Source organism: Pseudoalteromonas sp. ABV4_021 (assembly GCF_056159365.1).
In genome coordinates, this window is sequence record NZ_JBSWVB010000001.1 from 2196170 (window position 1) to 2215099 (window position 18930).

An 18930-nucleotide genomic window follows, 5' to 3' on the forward strand; every position below is an offset into this window, starting at 1 on the left:
CCGGCATAGGTAAGCAATTACTATTATTTTTATGTGACTTTACCTTAACTTAACAGAATGACATTTTAAATCTACTACGACATTGAATGCCCCCATTTATCACACTACAATATGCAGCAATTACATTATTAAAATCACTATAGGATTATTCATGCCTTTACCGGATAAGTTTATCTACACGATGCATCGTGTAAGTAAAGTAGTGCCGCCAAAGCGTACTATTTTAAAAGATATCTCGCTATCATTTTTCCCTGGCGCAAAAATTGGTGTGCTTGGTTTAAACGGTGCAGGTAAATCTACCTTGCTTCGTATTATGGCGGGCGTTGACACTGAATTTGAAGGTGAAGCGCGCGCGTTCCCTGATACAAAAATTGGTTACCTACCACAGGAACCTGTACTAGACGAAAACAAAACTGTTCGTGAAACAGTTGAAGAAGCGCTTTCTGAAGTGACGAATGCACTTGCACGTTTAGATGAAGTTTACGCTGAATACGCAATGGACGGTGCAGATTTTGACGCATTGGCAAAAGAGCAAGGTGAACTTGAAGCAATTATTCAGGCGCACGATGGTCACAACCTAGATAATGCACTAGAGCGTGCTGCCGATGCACTTCGTTTACCAGAGTGGGACACGCCAATTAAAGTGCTTTCGGGTGGTGAGCGTCGCCGTGTAGCGATTTGTCGCTTGTTACTTGAAAAGCCAGACATGCTATTACTCGACGAACCAACTAACCACTTAGATGCTGAGTCAGTAGCTTGGTTAGAGCGCTTCTTACACGATTACGAAGGCACTGTTGTAGCAATTACCCACGACCGTTATTTCTTAGATAACGTGGCAGGTTGGATTTTAGAGCTTGACCGTGGTGAAGGTATTCCGTGGGAAGGCAACTACTCATCATGGCTTGAGCAAAAAGATGCGCGTTTGAAGCAAGAAGAGAAAGCGGAAAAAGCACGTCAGAAATCAATTGCGCAAGAACTTGAGTGGGTGCGTTCAAATCCGAAAGGCCGTCAGGCTAAATCGAAAGCACGTATGGCGCAATTCTCAGAACTACAACATTCTGATTATCAAAAGCGTAACGAAACTAACGAGCTATTTATTCCTCCAGGTCCTCGCCTAGGTGATAAAGTACTAGAAGTAAACAACATCAAAAAAGGCTACGGCGACCGTGTACTAATTGATGATTTAAGCTTCTCAGTACCAAAAGGTGCAATCGTCGGTATTATCGGTGCTAACGGTGCTGGTAAATCAACCTTATTCCGTATGCTAGGCGGTCAAGAAACACCAGATGCAGGTTCATTTGAACTAGGTGAAACCGTTGAACTTGCAACAGTTGATCAGTTCCGTGACGATTTAGATGGTTCAAACACCGTATTCCAAGAATTATCTGAAGGCCAAGACGTATTGAAAATTGGTAACTTTGAAATTGCTAGCCGTGCTTATGTATCGCGTTTCAACTTCAAAGGTAACGACCAGCAAAAATACGTGAAAGACCTATCAGGTGGTGAGCGTAACCGTCTTCACCTAGCAAAGCTTCTAAAAGCTGGCGGCAACATGATTTTACTCGATGAGCCTACCAATGACCTCGACGTTGAAACACTGCGTGCCCTTGAGAATGCGATTTTAGAATTCCCAGGCTGTGTAATGTGTATCTCGCACGACCGTTGGTTCCTTGACCGTATTGCTACGCATATTCTTGATTACCGTGATGAAGGTCAAGTTAACTTCTTCGAAGGCAACTACACAGAATACGAAGCATGGCTTAAGAAAACGCTTGGTGCAGAAGCTGCGCAACCTAAGCGTATTAAATACAAGAAAATCGGTTAATTGGTTTTCACACAATACAAAAAAGCCCGCAAATGTGCGGGCTTTTTAATGCATAAACGTTATTAACGTTTTAGCACAGCTTCTGGCTGATTGAGCAGTTTGATTAATGGGTTTTCAGCAAGCACCTTCTCTTTTAAGAAGTAACCAATCACTAAACCAACAATAAAACCACCGATGTGCGCGCCATAATCAACGCCATCTTGTAATACGATTAGACCGAAAATATTAATTGCTATCCAAATCGCAAAGAACCACACCGCGCTCAGTTTCTTTTGATAAATAACAAACATAAAGGTTAAGCTGGCGTGTCTAAACCACATTAAGTACATGCCAAATAATCCTGCAATTGCACCACTGGCACCAACTGATGGAATATTCGGGTCTTGTGACATAACTAAGCTAAACAGCGATGCACCTATGCCGCATATTAAATAATACATAAGATATTTTTTATGGCCGAGCGCATCTTCTAAGTTGTCACCAATAATGTATAAGAAATACATGTTTCCGACTAAATGCATCACAGAGCCATGTAAAAAGACACACGTTAATAACGTCCAAATTTCTTGGCCGTTGTTAACATCAGCAGGTCTTAGTGCAAAGTTTTCTAAGACATAAGCAAAGCTCTCAATGTTAAAGAAGTACGCACAGAAAATCAGAATATTAATCGCAATTAAAGACCAGTTTACCCAAGGTTTTGACTTGGTTTTTAAGTTATATTCCACTGGCATTTGCGTTAAAAATTGGAATAAGTAGGTTTTCCAAGATACTTTTTTATTTAGCTCATCAAGTGCACCGCGTAACTCAGGACTGTTTTCAACTGACGTGAGTTCGTCTTTATCAATCCAGCTACCATCACACTTACGACAAATGTCCAGTTCAGTTTGATAATCTTTTAATAAGTGCACAGCTTCTAAATGGCTACCACAATCAGGGCAGTTTAATTCTGTGCTACCCTGAGGCTCACCAAAGTGATGGCTATAACATTCGCCAATCGGGCCGTCATTAATCTCTTCAATCATGCGATTAACTTGGTTTTTCTCAAACCACAAACCGCCGCACTGACGGCAAACATCAATTTCTTCACCGCAATAATGGGTAACTTCAAGTGCAACATTAACGCATTTTGGACAACGTTTGGTCATGGCTCATTACTCTCCTTTTAATACGCCAATTTGAATATCTTCTTTCGCTAACAAGCGTTTTAGCTCATCAGCACTGTCTTTAAGCTTTAACAGCGGGCCATTTTTAAAATATTCCGTTTGTTCTAACAATAATTTTGATGCATGGCGGGAACCGATGGCCCAGCGACCTACCTGATCGATGGTGCGGTCGGCCTTACCGTAAAAGCGGCGCACTTCAGAAAGAATTTCACTTGGCGTTTCTAAAGTAGTGGGATTGTACTTCATCGTTTGCCAAACGTATTTGTCTAGCATTGGGCGCTGCTCTGTAATCACTACTTTTGGCGGGCTTTTGGCGAGGACTTTTGCGTACGTTTCAAGTTCTTTAACCGCGTCATCTAATTCATCGTATAACGACATGCGCAGATAATAGTTATCTTCCATTTTGCTTAACGTATCGAATTTTAGCGCTTGTTCAAGACCGCTTTGCGCAGCTAAATATACACCAACAATTGTCGATACAATCATAAACGCCTGATTTAACCAAAATCCGGTTTTTTTCAATTCACCGTGATCAATCTTTTGTTTTTCAGCGTGTTCTGGCATTGTTTTTCCCTTTAAAAATAAATTCCATAAGTGGCGCCCGCTATTTAAACATATCAGCATGAAAATATTTAATATTTTTTGTTAATCGGCTATGCTTTAAAGATGACGATAAGGAGCGCTCCTAATGCAAGAAAGACGACATTTCACTCGTATTATTTACCGCACGCCTGCAAAATTAACCTTTATGGGCGTAGAGTATAACGCTGAAATCCTTGATTTATCGCTTAAAGGTGCACTTTTAAATAAGCCTGATAACTGGCCTACTGCGTGTGATCTTTCGCATCACGCCAAGTTAGTGTTTCAACTTTCTAACAGTGATATTGCGATTGAGATGCTGGTGTCGCTGGCACATGTTGAAAGTGACCAATTGGGGCTACGCTGTGAGCAAATTGAAATTGACAGTGTGACGCATTTAAAACGCCTTATCGAACTTAATATGGGAGATGAAGAAGAGCTTTATCGTGAACTTGAGCATTTATCGGTGTTAAACGATTAGGCGGTTTCAATATCGCAGCAAAAGTTAGCTGCAGGTAATGTAAATCGCAACCTCGTTTTTGAGGTCACCAGCACGCGCTAAAGCGCGTTTTCTATTTATTGTGAGCTTGAGGCTCATTCGCGCAAGTCATTTTTAGCATTGCTACTTTCCCCTTTGTTAACTTTTTTGTCATCAAATATAACCAAGGCAACTTTTTATTTATTGCGACTTTATAGACTTAACACCTTTCACAGCCAGTACAACCCCTATCGTCATTGTTACCTGCTAAAAATCACAGCCTTAAACACACTTTAACTCTGCAAATATTGGATCATTATTTTCATTAAAAACGTGGAGTGTTGAGAGTTTGGCAGCTTTGTAATTACATTCGTTAAGCTATACGCCTTAAAAGACAAAAGACTTTATGATTATTGGCACTTATATATTTACGATTGAATTAATTGATAATCATTATCATTTTTATTGACTTGCAATTCTGCGCAGTATAATCTTACCAACATGTAAACCTAGCAGGGAAAATCCATGGAAGTTATTTTGATTGCTTTTTCATTTATTACGGTAATTATTGCAATGTCGTGCTATTTCAAAAGTAACCAATGCGCTGAAAGTATTCGCTTTGATAGCAATAGCCCGATTGGTCTTTATTGGTTGCTGGCGGTCGTATCGTCTGCACTTGCCCTTTTTACAGCAGTTACAGCGTTAGGCGTATATGAAGGAACTCTTGCTTGGTTATCAATTCACACATTGATTTTAGTGCCTGTCTTATTGTTCTCCCCGTTCAAACTCTCACAAGATAAGCCGCAATAAAAAATAGCGCCATTTGGCGCTATTTTTTTGTACTCGATTTGTCAATACAACACAGGAGCTTACTCTTGAAAGTAAGTGCCCCAACCATCGTATTCCACACCAGCTTTTGCAGCGAGATCGATAAGTTTATCTACATCTTCAAGAATAAGTTCTGCGTCAAGTTCACATTCAACTACAACGTCAAAGCCCCAAATTTTGCTGCCATCTTCTAATTCAAGTTCAGCTGGGTCTTCCACGTCAAAACCAAGTTTGAATGCAGCAAGTGCCGCTTCTTCTAGCTTATCAAAGTCTTCACATACAAAGTGGTGTTCTACTTCGTACAGTTTATCTGGGTTTGAGCCGTCTTCTAATAACGACTCAACAATGTCTTCACTTATTTCGCGCCAGTTTTCCACAATCGCTCTCTACTTTAGCATCTAGCTGTTCAATTTTACTCTGCATCATAGCATGAATTCGCTTTGCGTGCTCTCTTGCCGATACATCCTTTTCCAACGAAATCGGATCAAGTAATTCAACATAAATGGTTGGGTTAGCCCAACGATTTAATTTAATACGCCCTGTTGTTGTACTCATACAGACAGGCACAACCTCCACACCGGCTTGCATAGCCGTGTGAAACGCGCCTGTTTTAAATGGTAATAAACCGCGACCATAACTGCGCGTACCTTCAGGGAATAACCACACAGAAATCTTATCGTTTTTAATTTTTGACGCGGCCTTATCAATAGTGCCTTTTGCTTTCGATTTATTATTGCGGTCAATTAAAATATTACCTGACAACCAATACAGCTGGCCAAAAAATGGAATAAAGCGAATGCTTTTTTTACCAATACTTACGGTATTTTCTGGTACTGCGTTGGTCACCGTAAACAAATCATAGTTATTTTGATGGTTAGATACATAGACGTAGGATTTATTTTTATCCAGTTTGTCTAATCCCTTCACTTCAACTTTTGCGCCCAGTAACACCTGCATGCTGCCATACCAAGAAGCAAAACGATGAACATGGTTGCGGTTAAACGGCATCACTAAACATAATAGCAAGCCAAAGATCGCACTAAAAAAGATAAAAATCGCAAGTAGTACTAAGCGAACAGCAAATATCAAAATAACGTCTCCAATAACTAAGCGCGCCATTATACGAATTTTAGCTAACATGTGTAAGCTAAAAAACACGGTTTATAAAAAAAACCAGCCCCATATTGAGACTGGTTTTCGTTATTTTAACGCTTTTCGACGCAAAGAAGCACTAATCTTCGCTATTTTCCGCATCAATAGCATCGTCGATCAATTCTTGTGCGGCAGTAAACTCAACTTCCATTAAATCTACACGCTGTAAGCCACGCGGTAACTTATTACCACGTCTGCCACGCTCGCCGTAGTAATGTTCTAAATCACTTGGTTTTAACGTTAGTTTACGCTTACCTGCATGTAGAGTAACAGATGCGCCATCAGGCACAATGCCCAGCACTTTAACAAACTCTTCTCGCGATTTAACACGGGCACTCGGAATGGAAATGATCTTATTTCCTTTACCTTTACCTAGTTTTGGCAAATCACGAATTGGAAAGATCAGCATGCGACCCTCGTTGGAGATTGCTAAACAGCGATCTGTCGTGATGTCGTGAATTGGCTGTGGTGTCATTAATAATGCAGCTTCTGGAATCGTTACCAGTGCTTTACCGTTCTTATTCTTACTCACCAAGTCGTTAAACTCGGTAATAAAGCCATAACCTGCATCTGATGCCATCAGGAAGTTGGCTTTTTCTTCACCCATAACCACGTGTTCAAGGTTCGCTCCAGGTGCCACATTAAAGCGCCCTGTCATTGGTTCACCTTGGCTACGCGCAGAAGGTAAACTATGGGTATCGGTTGCAAATGCTCGGCCAGAGCTATCTAAGAATACACTCGGCTGATTGCTGCGCCCTTTAGCAAGAGACTTAAAGCTGTCACCTGATTTATAACTCAGGCCTTCCGCGTCAATATCATGGCCTTTAGCAAAACGTGCCCAGCCTTTTTCAGAAAGCACAACAGTAACGCTTTCTGATGGCATTAAGTCTTTTTCACTTAAGGCTTTAGCTTCACCGCGCTCAACTACAGGCGAACGACGGTCGTCACCATAAAGCTCAGCGGCTTCTTGAATTTCTTTTTTCAGTAACGTCGACATACGGCGCTCAGAACCAAGAATCAATTCAAGTTTATCGCGCTCTTTGGCAAGCTCGTCTTGCTCACCGCGAATTTTCATTTCTTCTAATTTAGCAAGATGGCGAAGTTTAAGTTCTAAAATTGCCTCCGCTTGCGTTTCAGTGATACCAAAACGCGCCATTAAAACTGGCTTTGGCTCATCTTCGCTGCGGATAATTTCAATTACTTCGTCGATATTTAAAAAGGCAATCAATAAGCCTTCTAAAATATGCAAACGTGCTAATACTTTGTCTAAGCGGTATTGCAAACGGCGACGAACCGTTTCGCGTCTAAACACTAACCACTCAGATAGAATTGTTTTTAAGTCTTTTACTTGAGGACGGCCGTTTAGGCCCAGCATGTTTAAGTTAACACGGTAGTTTTTCTCAAGGTCGGTAGTTGCAAATAAGTGCGCCATAAGTGGCTCAGCTTTTACACGGTTTGAACGCGGTACAATTACAATACGCGTTGGATTTTCATGATCGGATTCATCACGTAAATCGGCCACCATAGGTAATTTTTTAGCGCGCATTTGCGTAGCAATTTGCTCTAACACTTTAGCGCCAGAACACTGGTGAGGTAACGCCGTAATGACAATATCGCCTTGCTCTTCAGTATATACCGCGCGCATTTTGATAGAGCCTTTACCACTTGAGTAGATTTTGCGAATTTCAGCCTTAGGCGTAATGATTTCCGCATCCGTTGGGTAATCCGGTGCTTGTACTAAATCAAGCAGCTCTTCAAGTTCGGTTTTTGGTTTATCCAGTAATGTACAACAGGCATCTGCCACTTCGCGTACGTTGTGCGGCGGAATATCAGTTGCCATACCTACAGCAATACCGGTAATACCGTTCAATAGAATATGCGGTAAACGTGCAGGCAGTACTTCCGGCTCCTTCATGGTGCCGTCGAAGTTAGGGATCCAATCGACTGTGCCTTGGCCTAGTTCTTTTAATAAAACCTCTGAGAACTTAGATAAACGCGCTTCGGTGTAACGCATTGCCGCGAAAGACTTAGGATCATCTGCCGCACCCCAGTTACCCTGACCATCCACCAGCGGATAACGGTAAGAAAATGGCTGCGCCATCAGTACCATGGCTTCATAACAGGCGCTATCACCGTGTGGGTGATATTTACCGAGTACATCACCCACGGTACGGGCTGATTTTTTGTATTTTGCCGCTGCCGATAGGCCGAGTTCACTCATTGCGTAAACAATACGACGTTGTACGGGTTTCAAACCGTCGCCAATATGTGGCAAGGCACGGTCTTTAATTACGTACATTGAGTAATTTAAATAGGCGCTTTGCGTAAACTGCGCCATTGTTTGTTTTTCTATCCCTTGCATTGCGAGGGTATCGAGATCTGACATGCTCGTTTACCTAAATTTTTTAATGCTAGTTATGAGTTCCATGAATCCGCTTGGTCGCCACTGGTTTCTAACCACTCACGACGATCGCTTGAGCGCTTTTTGGCAAGTAACATATCCATTACTTCCAACGTTTCTTCGTCGCCCTCTAAGCTTAATTGCACTAAGCGGCGAGTATTTGGATCCATTGTCGTCTCGCGCAGCTGCATTGGGTTCATTTCACCCAAGCCTTTAAAGCGTTGTACATTCACTTTGCCACGTTTTTTCTCTGCTTCGATACGGTCTAAAATGCCGGTTTTTTCATCTTCATCAAGGGCATAAAATACTTCTTTACCCACATCGATTCGGTAAAGCGGTGGCATTGCTACATAAACGTGCCCTTGCTCTACCAAAACAGGGAAGTGTTTTACAAACAGTGCACACAACAAGGTTGCAATGTGCAATCCATCAGAATCCGCATCCGCTAAAATACAAATTTTGTGATAGCGTAGATTAGTTAAATCTTTTGAATCTGGATCCATACCAATCGCCACAGAGATATCGTGCACTTCTTGCGACGCAAGAATTTGTCCTGATTCAACTTCCCACGTATTAAGGATTTTACCACGCAGTGGCATTACCGCTTGGAACTCACGATCGCGTGCTTGTTTAGCTGAACCACCCGCCGAGTCACCCTCTACTAAAAAGAGTTCGCTGCGCTCGCTTTCTTGCGTGCTACAGTCGGTTAATTTACCCGGTAATGCAGGGCCTGAGGTGATTTTTTTACGAACCACTTTTTTCGCCGCACGCATGCGTTTTTGCGCGTTGCTAATACAAATCTCGGCAAGCAACTCTGCAATATCTGTGTGCTCATTAAGCCATAAACTAAACGAGTCTTTTACCACACCCGAAACAAATGCTGAGGTTGCACGTGATGATAATTTCTCTTTAGTTTGACCTGCAAATTGTGGGTCCTGCATTTTGACCGAAAGCACATAGCTACAACGGTCCCAAATATCGTCAGGTGTTAGTTTTACCCCACGCGGTAATAAATTGCGGAATTCACAAAATTCGCGCATTGCTTCTAGCAAGCCTTGGCGCAGACCATTTACATGGGTACCACCTTGTGCTGTGGGAATAAGGTTTACATAACTCTCATAAACCCCTTCGCCGCCTTCAGGCAACCATAATACCGCCCAATCTACACCTTCGGTAGAACCGGCAAACTCACCGGTAAATGGTTGTTTCGGTAAAACTTCGTATTCTTTTAATGCATCAGCAAGGTAATCTTTTAAGCCATCTTCAAAAAACCATTCAATGGTTTCTTTAGTTTGCTTATTGATAAAACGGATTTTTAAGCCAGGACACAGAACCGCTTTGGCTTTTAATAAATGCTTGAGCTTTGATAGCGAGAAATTTGCCGAGTCGAAGTAGCTTGGATCAGGCCAAAAGTGCACTGACGTACCGGTATTGCGCTTGCCTACAGTACCTACTTCGGTTAAATCTTGTACCTTATCGCCGTTTTCAAACGCAATTTCATACACTTTTGCATCGCGTCGTACGGTAACTAATACACGCGTTGATAAGGCATTTACAACGGAAATACCTACCCCGTGTAAACCACCTGAGAATTGATAGTTTTTGTTGGAAAACTTACCACCGGCGTGAAGTTTGGTAAGAATAAGCTCAACGCCCGGAATACCTTCTTCGGGGTGAATATCGATTGGCATACCACGGCCATCATCGACTACTTCCAGCGAGTTGTCTTCGTGCAGGATCACATCAATTTTCGATGCATGCCCAGCTAAGGCTTCATCCACACTGTTATCGATAACTTCTTGGCCAAGGTGGTTTGGACGTGTGGTATCGGTATACATGCCGGGACGGCGCTTTACCGGTTCGAGTCCATTTAAAACCTCAATGGCTTCTGCATTATAATCTTGTGTCGTCATGAAATGCGGTTCTTTTTATATTAATTATCTTTGATACCTAGCTGCCCTTTTCTGGGTATTTTTTTACTAGGTTTTAGCGCGTTTTTATAGGTTATTCCCTTATCACTATTGTTTTACGATATTTTCAGGAAATCTACAATAACAGGAAAATAACGTTCGAACCCTATAAAGCTGTGATCGCCAGCAAATTCAACGTGCTGACGGCAGTTTTTATAATAATCGACCGCCTGTGAAAAATCTAATACTTCATCACCCATCTGTTGTAAAAGTAAAATCAACTCAGGCTGTGACAAGTTGGCAATGTAAAACTGCTTTAACTGGTCTACATGACGTTCAGTCACATCGTAATAGTAATCTTGATACGGGTTGTACTGCGTACCTAGGTAATCATGCATTAGGTCAAATGGAGCAACGGCCGGATTAACAACCACCGCGGGTAATTGATAGCGCTCGGATAAAATAGTCGCAAAGTATCCGCCCAATGAACTGCCAATCAATTTAGTATTGGCCGTTATTAGCGCTTCGAGCGTCAGCAAAATTTCACGCGGTTCATGGTTTAGTTTTGGTACTAAATACTCAACATCATGATGTTCCGCTAAATACCGACCAAATTGTTGTGCTTTAAATGATTCTGGTGAACTATTAAAACCATGAATGTATATTACGCGTTGTTTAGCCATACTACCTGAGTGTTTAAACTGCCATTTTGCTGTAATCGTATCATACGAAAGGCAGGACCTAAGTCGACTTGTTGCCAATCGCTGGTATTTTTTTCAAATTGTATCGAGGTGGCGGGCGTAGCAAATACTGAAAACTCATTAAACAACCAGCTGTATTCATTGTGAACATGGCCATGGACTAACCCTTTCACCTTTTTAAATTGGGTTAATTGTGAAAGCAGTGCTTCGCCATTTTCTAACATATGTTTATCAAGATAACCCTGAATGGGAATTGGGTGATGATGAGTAAACAGCAAAGCATGCTTAGTATTGCTCGTTAACTCATTTTGTATTTCGTTGAGGTGTGCTTCACTTACAAACCCCGCTGGCGTTGGCCCTTTAGAATTAGCTAATAGCACTTGCCAATGTTCATTTTCCAACACTTTACTGTCGCGAATGCCATACTGACTAAAAATCTCGCGATAAACACCTATTTCGTCATGATTACCCGGTAGCCAAAACAACTTATCACTAAGACCTGCTTGTTGTACCAATTGAGCGAACAAGTGATATGACGCCTCACTGTGGTCTTGTGTTAAATCTCCGCCAAAAATAATGGCATCGCATTCAATTGATTTAATACACGCTAATGTTTTTGCTAAATTATTTGCGGTATTTACACAAAAATATTCACCATTTGGTTCTGCAAAGACATGACTATCGGTGATATGAACCAGTGTTAATTGCGCTTTATCAAAGTGTTCGCGTTGGCTAAACCATGTCATGATCGGTATCCCAGTGGAAAGTACTACGTCCTTGGTTAATACAGTATTCTAACCAATCTTTTAAAAATGCATTCAATTGATATTTTTCATCTTTTTGATGCATATCAGGGTTTGGGTAACCATAAGCCGGTTTAACCCGTTTGGGATAATATTTACATACTACTTCTGCAACTTTGGCATCGTGATAGACGCGTACGTTTAAATCAGGTCGCGTAAATCCTATCACTTGGTGGTCTGTTTGTTTAAGCGAGACTAAATTAGTGTAAGGCGATGCTTCTAATACGGTAAGCGTAAATTCAAAACCACCAACCAATACCTTATTTACCGCCCCTCTATCATTTTCTTTTGGCATCAGGCGGTTTATGCGAGCATAGTTTTGCTCACATAAACGAATATACTTAGGTAAGTTTTGTCGATAAGCCTGTGCTAACACGTACGGTACTTCTCTCTTATTACATCAATATTTAATTTAAGCCACTGCAAACAAATTACGGTGGCAGCGTTATCCATTTCACCTTCATCAAGTAGTTGAAACGCCTGCTCTACTGGGATTACATGTACCCTAATATCTTCACCCTCTTCAGGTACGCCATAAATGCCACCCGCTTGTGATAAATCCGCTTCACCATAATATAAGTATAAACGCTCTGATGTTCCGCCGGGGCTTGAAAGATACGACAGCATAAACTTAATATTATTAAGTGCTATGCCAGACTCTTCTTTCGCTTCTTTTTTTACCACGGCTTCATAATCTTTACTGCCATCCGTCATACCTGCAATCACTTCAAGCAACCATGGCGATTTATCATCGTTAAATGCGCCAATGCGTATTTGTTCGATAAGCAGCACCGCATCCAATTTTGGATCATAAGGTAAGACTGCTACCGCATCGCCGCGTTCAAATATTTCTCGCACAATCACGTCAGATTGCCCACCAGCAAATAATGCATGACGAAAGTGATATTCATCAATTTTAAAAAAACCGTTAAAAGTGCGCTTTTTCGCGACGATTTCTACGTCTGATTGCTTGAATTTTGTAATTTTGGCCATATAAAAGGTGATTAATTAGTTTAAAATCTATTCGATAATCTATCGAATTTTCGGTATTTTAGCTGATAAAGTGAATAAAACGAATTTTTCATATTCTGTTACACTTGAATACTTTGTTTTACTGTATTGTTTTTCTAATCAATAAAAAAACACGCTAAGATGCTTTCAAAAATTGTCTGGGGATGACAACCACTATGAAAAAGAAATTACTATCTGCGCTTGTTGCATTAAGCTGTGGCTTTTCAGTTACACACGCTAATGCAGAAGACCTTATGCAAGTATACGAAATTGCACTTGCAAACGATCCTGTTGTACTAAAAGCAAAAGCAACACGTGATGCGCAAGACTACAACACTGACATCGCAATGTCGCGTTTATTACCACAAATTGGCGCATCAATGGGTTATAGCAAAGTTGATGGCGATGCTGGCGATTCTGATACGTTCAGCCGCGGTATTTCACTTAACCAAGACCTATTCAACTTAGGCTCATGGAAGTCACTAAACATTGCAGAAAAGCAAGCGCTACAAGCTGATGCTAGCTACCGATTAGCACAGCAAAACCTGATTGTACGCGTATCAAATGCCTACTTTAACGTACTAGCACGCCAAGATGATTTAGAGTTTGTTCGCGCAGAAAAGCGTGCGATTGAGCGTCAGTTAGAGCAAACGAAACAGCGTCACGCAGTAGGCTTAACAGCAATTACTGACGTACACGAAGCGCAAGCACAGTACGATAACGCAGTAGCCCGCGAAATTGTGGCACTTAACGATGTTGAAACAGCACGTGAAGAACTAGGTGAAATCACAGGTAAATATCACGAAAAGCTTAACGCACTTAATACAGACAAATTCTCAACGGTAAAACCAGCGCGTAAGAGCACTGAGTTTGTTGAATCTGCAAAAGAAAACAATATTTCACTGCAGGTATCACGCGTTTCTGTAGATATTGCGAAAGAGCAAATTGAACAAGCAAAAGCAGGTCATTATCCAAAGCTTACGTTATCAGCATCTTATGGTGATAAATTAGGCGAAACAGGTCCACGTGCTGACCAAACAAGTGTTGGTTTAGACTTCACTGTGCCGATTTATCAAGGTGGCGGTACGCAAGCTGCTGTAAACCAAGCATCTGAGTACTTTGTTGCTGCAAGCCAAGAGTTCGAAAGCGCATACCGCAATGTAAATAAGCAAGTACGTACTTCTTACAACCAAGTAGTGTCAGATATCGCAACTTACCGCGCCCTTGAGCAAGCGGTTGTTTCAGCAGAAAGTGCATTACAAGCAACTGAAGCGGGTTTTGAAGTAGGTACACGTACCATCGTTGACGTATTGCTAAGTACACGTAACTTATATGACGCAAGCCGTAATTTATCTGCGGTACGCTACCGTTACGTTGTTTCTACACTAGGCTTAAAACTTGCTGAAGGTACACTGTCGCGCAGTGATATCGAAGCAATTAACCGCGGTTTAAACTAATCTCGGTGATGTAATTCCACGTGGGAATAAATCAATTCCCACGTTTTCCTCTCTTTTTGTTATACTCGCGCTAATTTTTACTTTTTCCTTCGAATATTGTGATCACTAAAGCGCCATTTTCATATTCTTTTCTTGCTCCAAAATACTGGCTTACTTGGTTAAGTGTGTTGATTTTGTATCTTCTGTCTTGGTTACCGTATCGACTGCAAATTTGGCTGGGTAAGTTATTAGGTCGCCTCGTTTATCGGTTTGTAAAAAAACGCCGTAAAATCGCCGAAGTTAACATTGCATTAGCCTTTCCCGAACTAGACAAAGCAGCGCAGGCAAAATTAGTAAAAGAGAACTTAGAAAATACCGGCATTGCGATTTTTGAATCAGGTATGGCGTGGTGGTGGCCACAGTGGCGTGCAAAAAAACATTTTGGTGGCATTACTGGTTATCACCATATTGAAAAAGCGATTAATAATGGCAAAGGCGTATTGTTGCTGGTTCCTCATATGATGCACTTAGAAGTTGCGGGCCGCATGATGGGAATACAAAACAACGGAGTTGGCTTTTATCGCCCTCACAATAACCCGTTAATGGAATACATTATTGTCAACGGTCGCCTACGCTTTAGTGAAGCACTGGTTACAAAGCGCGATGTAAAAAGCTTATTAAAAGCATTAAGCCAACAAAAGCTATGCTATTACTTGCCTGATCAAGACTATGGCCGCAAACGCTCTGAATTTGTGCCGTTTTTTGCGGTTAAAGAAACGTGTACTACAACTGGCACGCTTATTTTTGCCAGCAGCAAGAAAAGTGAAACCGTCGCACTCTCTACTCATCGTAAGGATAATAAATACTATCTTGACGTAAGTCCTGTGTTTGAGAACTTCCCAACCGGGAACGATGTTGACGATGTAACACGTGTCAATCAAGCTATGGAAGAGGCGATTGCTAAAGCACCTGAGCAATATTTGTGGCTTCACCGTCGCTTTAAAACGCAAAAAGATCCAAACGCTCCGTCGTACTATAAAAAATAATACATAGCCGTTTTGTACTTCAAATTACAAAGCGGCTTTTCATTTCAGTCTGTCAAAAAGCAGATAAAGCGTTATCAGTGTTAATTTATTACCTAAAAATACGAATTAAGTATTATGCAAATTAGTATTAGGTTACAGCTATTATTGACTTGCTTTATATTTAATCATTGTGAGTGTCGTTGTGTGGTTTTGGATTAAACATTTATCTTTGGGTTTTATCTTAATTGCGGCCGCACTGTATCTTCTACTTGGCAAAGGGCCTGTATTAGAAGCTAACAAATCAAATGCAGCAGCAGAGGGCTTATCTAACTTCTATAATAGCTTTCGCAGTACCTTAAGCTCGATGACTGAACGCGAGAAATACGTCATTCAGTTAGGCGAACCCGACAGCTCTTTAGCTGAGCAACTAAGGCAACGCCGTACCTCAAACAAAATTCCAGCGCATTGGCGCGGTGAAATTAAAGCGCGCCGCTTCGATAAGGGTGATACATTAAAAGAAGTAATGTCGGATTTTGCCAAGCAAGAAGGCATTGAATTTTTGTGGTATCTCGACAAAGATTACGTCATTAAAGATAACTTTCGCGTAGACGAAACCTTTATAACAACCCTGTACCAAGTTTCTAAAGCCATCGACAGTGACTTCGAAAACACGGTGTACGGCTTTTTCTGTTATAAACACAGCACCGCAGTTATCACTGAAAATCCAACCCGCTATGTGCGTGATAACTGCGTTAAAGCAACTCTCTAAGCTAAGTACTTTTGCCAAATTGTCGTAACGGCGCTTACATCGTTTTGCACGCTTTCAAGGCTCACTAGCTTCGCTTCTTGGCGTAAGCTCACTTGGTGATAGAGTTCGCGATAATCGCAATATGCTGATGTTAGCTGTTGCATTTCATTAGGCTCAATAAAACCATACTCAGCTGCACTGGCAAATATACGTATATTATCGGAATACTGAGTTATTTTTGGCTGAGCATAGGCATTTTTTAAGACAAAATACTGCGCTAAAAACTCAATATCCGCCATGCCCCCCACGCCTTGTTTAATATCAAACTCAGCACCACTGCCTTTAATTAAATGGTCGCGCATTTTTTGTCGCATCTTTACAACGTCCTCACGTAATTTTTGTTCATCACGCTGACGCGACAGCACTTCATTTCTAATTTCATGAAAACGTGTAAGTAACGACGCTTGCCCATAGGTCATGCGCGCTCTTACTAGCGCCTGATGTTCCCATGTCCACGCTTGTTTTAACTGATATTCACGGAAAGTTTCAATATTAATAGCCAATAAACCAGACGCCCCTTCCGGGCGTAAGCGTGTATCAAGCTCATATAGAATGCCAGAGGCTGTACGAGTATTAAATAAGTGCAATAAACGCTGTGCTAACTTCAAATAAAACTGGCGCGCATCAACTTGTTTATCGCCATTAGTTTGCCCAACACCATCACAGTTATGCACAAATACTAAATCAAGATCAGAATCGTAGCCTAGCTCTACCCCACCCGCTTTGCCATACGCGATAACTGCAAAGCCTTTTTCATCATCGCTGGCCTCAGGTGGATAGCCAAAACGCGTTACCATTTGCTGCCAAGCCAGATTTACACACTGAGCTACTATCGCTTCTGATAGTGCCGTAAGGTGATCGCTAACTTTCATAACATCAAGCACACCGGTGGCATCTGCCGCGGCGATGCGTAATTGATGCGTTTGTTTAAACTGACGCAATGCTTCCATTTGCAGCTCTAGGTCATTTTCATCGATACGTAAAAAGTACTGACGGATTTCCTGCTCATAGCCACTTAGCGGCAAAGTTTTATAAAGTTGGGCTGGGTCAATTAACTCATCCAGCAAAATAGGATAACAAGCTAAATGATCGCCTATCCATTTGCTATGCGCGCAGAGTTTAAATAGCTGATTGAGTGCCCCTGGGTTTTCTAGCAATAACTCTAAGTAGGCTGTACGTGAAATCACTTTTTCTACCACAGCGAGTACGCGCTTAAGAATAATCGGTTCACAACCGCATTTATCTGCTTGCTGCAGTAATAGCGGCATCAATTTATCAAGCACATCGCGCCCGCGCCCGCCCAATTTGCGCTTGGTTCCCGACACTTTAAAATCATAAACGATATTAAAAAACTCAGTATTTTGCCCAAACAACTGATGCGAACTAATCACCTCAATACTTGGTTTTTCCCACAGCAGTTCATAGCGTGAGTCGACATCTTGTTCATCATCGTCCTCCGCGCCGATCATGGCATTAAACTCATCGTGAATAAGTCGCATTTGTTGGTTAATCAATGCTGTTGCATCACCATAATTTGACGTTTCTAACAAGGCACTTAAACGCATTTGGCCAACGTCATCTTGTGGCAATGTCTGTGTTTGTTTGTCATCAAATTGCTGCAAATATTGCTCAATACGGCGTAAGAGCAAATATCCGTCAGTTAATGTATTGGCAACATCTTGTGGTACTTCATTAAGCTTTGCTAATGCTTCAAGCGCTTTGCAAAATGATTGCACCTGTAAACTCGGCTCGCGCCCTCCTCGGATCATTTGCAGTGCCTGCACCACAAACTCGGCTTCACGAATGCCACCAGCACCAAGTTTAATGTTTTCAGTAAGTCCTTTACGACGCACATCTTGTGCGATAAGTGCTTTCATTTTTCGAAGCGATTCAATCACCGAAAAATCTATGTATTTACGATAAACAAACGGCCTTAGTAAATCGTAAAACTCTTGCCAATAGCCTGATTCAGTGCCCAGTAACCGCGCCTTTAACATGGCATAACGCTCCCAATCACGACCTTGCTCTTGGTAATACTCTTCCATTGCATTAAAGCTCATAACTAATGGGCCGCTGTCGCCAAATGGTCGAAGACGCATATCAACGCGGAAAACCTGCCCTTCAGGCGTAACTTGATTCAATGCGGCAATGGTTTTTTGCGCCACTTTCGTAAAAAAAACTTGGGCTTCACAAGATTTACGTCCACCTTGGGTTTCAACTTGGTACGGATACGTAAATATCAGGTCGATATCTGACGAGTAATTAAGCTCATAGCCGCCCAGCTTGCCCATGCCTAAAATCAGCATCGGCATGGCATCCCCTTGTTCATCGGTAGGCTTGCCCCAAACGCTAGCAACCTGCGCATATGCCCAGCGATAGGCTGAGTCTATTAACTGTTCACTTAATTGAGAGGTGTAACTAATGCTGTCGCGAATATCATTTTTAAGCACAAGATCAAGGTATGCAAGCTTTAACCAATGTAAGTTGCGATATTCTCTGAGCGTTTGAAAAGCATCACTTTCTGTAATCTGGGCAAGTGATTGCTTATCAAAAACAGCGCTGGCATCGCGCGACGCAAGCCATTGGTCATTGTGTAAATAGTCTATAAAGTGTGGGTGCTGCGCTAATATACGAAAAGCAAAGTCGCTCAACGCTAATAGTGCCACTACATTTGGTTCAGCTTGCTTATCAGCGAAGATCTCAATAAATCGCTGCTGCCCCAGTTGTTGTAAACCTTGTGCTAACTCCATAACTTACTTACACTCTTAAACTAAATTCTAAAGCTATCCAGTATCTTAGCAAAAAAGAAA

The 18930-nt window shown here is 41.7% G+C and carries 17 protein-coding genes; 6 read left to right on the top strand and 11 right to left on the bottom strand.

Annotation, left to right across the window (positions count from 1 at the left end; all coding sequences use genetic code 11):
• Positions 1–151 precede the first annotated feature (151 nt).
• Entirely contained in the window at positions 152–1825 is a 1674-nt protein-coding gene (gene ettA, locus ACXAFE_RS10235) for an energy-dependent translational throttle protein EttA (protein ID WP_040641993.1), read from the top strand.
• 62 nt (positions 1826–1887) lie between these two features.
• On the opposite strand, the gene ACXAFE_RS10240 is transcribed toward ettA, so the two are convergent.
• Complete coding sequence (locus tag ACXAFE_RS10240; protein WP_475151976.1) at positions 1888–2970, bottom strand: rhomboid family intramembrane serine protease; 1083 nt, start codon at positions 2968–2970, stop codon at positions 1888–1890.
• A gap of 6 nt (positions 2971–2976) precedes the next feature.
• Positions 2977–3552 carry a hypothetical protein gene (locus tag ACXAFE_RS10245; RefSeq protein WP_237129843.1) on the bottom strand — a complete coding sequence of 192 codons (576 nt, stop codon included), beginning with the start codon at positions 3550–3552 and terminating at the stop codon, positions 2977–2979.
• A gap of 124 nt (positions 3553–3676) precedes the next feature.
• Between ACXAFE_RS10245 and ACXAFE_RS10250 the strand changes: the two genes are divergently transcribed.
• Both ACXAFE_RS10250 and ACXAFE_RS10255 read left to right on the top strand, forming a co-directional pair.
• A complete protein-coding gene (locus ACXAFE_RS10250) occupies positions 3677–4048 on the top strand; it encodes a PilZ domain-containing protein (RefSeq protein ID WP_010561696.1) in 372 nt (123 codons plus the stop codon).
• A 522-nt stretch (positions 4049–4570) separates the two neighbouring features.
• Positions 4571–4855: a hypothetical protein gene (locus tag ACXAFE_RS10255; RefSeq protein ID WP_010561697.1), complete on the top strand. Its 285-nt coding sequence runs from the start codon at positions 4571–4573 to the stop codon at positions 4853–4855.
• A gap of 59 nt (positions 4856–4914) precedes the next feature.
• Here ACXAFE_RS10255 and rraB read toward each other — a convergent pair whose 3' ends face one another.
• The 8 genes from rraB to nudF form a co-directional block, all read right to left on the bottom strand.
• A complete protein-coding gene (gene rraB, locus ACXAFE_RS10260) occupies positions 4915–5250 on the bottom strand; it encodes a ribonuclease E inhibitor RraB (RefSeq protein ID WP_010561698.1) in 336 nt (111 codons plus the stop codon).
• Positions 5225–5962 carry a 1-acylglycerol-3-phosphate O-acyltransferase gene (locus ACXAFE_RS10265; RefSeq protein WP_100914545.1) on the bottom strand — a complete coding sequence of 246 codons (738 nt, stop codon included), beginning with the start codon at positions 5960–5962 and terminating at the stop codon, positions 5225–5227. The genes rraB and ACXAFE_RS10265 overlap by 26 nt, the downstream gene beginning before the upstream one ends.
• 142 nt (positions 5963–6104) lie before the next feature.
• Entirely contained in the window at positions 6105–8411 is a 2307-nt protein-coding gene (gene parC, locus ACXAFE_RS10270) for a DNA topoisomerase IV subunit A (protein ID WP_475151988.1), read from the bottom strand.
• Between the two features lie 29 nt (positions 8412–8440).
• The gene (gene parE, locus ACXAFE_RS10275; RefSeq protein WP_010561701.1) at positions 8441–10339 is read right to left on the bottom strand and encodes a DNA topoisomerase IV subunit B; all 1899 of its coding nucleotides are present in this window, start codon (positions 10337–10339) and stop codon (positions 8441–8443) included.
• 113 nt (positions 10340–10452) lie between these two features.
• On the bottom strand, positions 10453–11019 hold the full coding sequence (locus ACXAFE_RS10280) for a YqiA/YcfP family alpha/beta fold hydrolase (RefSeq protein ID WP_475151991.1): 567 nt from the start codon (positions 11017–11019) through the stop codon (positions 10453–10455).
• Entirely contained in the window at positions 11001–11783 is a 783-nt protein-coding gene (locus ACXAFE_RS10285; protein ID WP_475151994.1) for a metallophosphoesterase, read from the bottom strand. The genes ACXAFE_RS10280 and ACXAFE_RS10285 overlap by 19 nt, the downstream gene beginning before the upstream one ends.
• The gene (locus ACXAFE_RS10290) at positions 11770–12216 is read right to left on the bottom strand and encodes a DUF1249 domain-containing protein (protein WP_010561704.1); all 447 of its coding nucleotides are present in this window, start codon (positions 12214–12216) and stop codon (positions 11770–11772) included. Before ACXAFE_RS10290 ends, ACXAFE_RS10285 begins: the two co-directional genes overlap by 14 nt.
• Positions 12210–12833 (bottom strand): ADP-ribose diphosphatase, encoded by a 624-nt coding sequence (gene nudF, locus ACXAFE_RS10295; protein WP_475151998.1) that lies wholly within the window; start codon positions 12831–12833, stop codon positions 12210–12212. Before nudF ends, ACXAFE_RS10290 begins: the two co-directional genes overlap by 7 nt.
• A 194-nt stretch (positions 12834–13027) precedes the next feature.
• Between nudF and tolC the strand changes: the two genes are divergently transcribed.
• From tolC to ACXAFE_RS10310, 3 genes are all read left to right on the top strand, one after another.
• Positions 13028–14308: an outer membrane channel protein TolC gene (gene tolC / locus ACXAFE_RS10300; RefSeq protein ID WP_100913868.1), complete on the top strand. Its 1281-nt coding sequence runs from the start codon at positions 13028–13030 to the stop codon at positions 14306–14308.
• Between the two features lie 98 nt (positions 14309–14406).
• Entirely contained in the window at positions 14407–15333 is a 927-nt protein-coding gene (lpxL, locus tag ACXAFE_RS10305) for an LpxL/LpxP family Kdo(2)-lipid IV(A) lauroyl/palmitoleoyl acyltransferase (protein ID WP_475152001.1), read from the top strand.
• Between the two features lie 181 nt (positions 15334–15514).
• The gene (locus ACXAFE_RS10310; RefSeq protein ID WP_475152003.1) at positions 15515–16081 is read left to right on the top strand and encodes a TcpQ domain-containing protein; all 567 of its coding nucleotides are present in this window, start codon (positions 15515–15517) and stop codon (positions 16079–16081) included.
• Here the strand turns inward: ACXAFE_RS10310 and glnE are convergent.
• Positions 16078–18870, bottom strand: a complete 2793-nt coding sequence (gene glnE, locus ACXAFE_RS10315; protein ID WP_475152007.1) for a bifunctional [glutamate--ammonia ligase]-adenylyl-L-tyrosine phosphorylase/[glutamate--ammonia-ligase] adenylyltransferase — start codon at positions 18868–18870, stop codon at positions 16078–16080. The two genes, ACXAFE_RS10310 and glnE, sit on opposite strands and share 4 nt — an antisense overlap.
• Positions 18871–18930 lie beyond the last annotated feature (60 nt).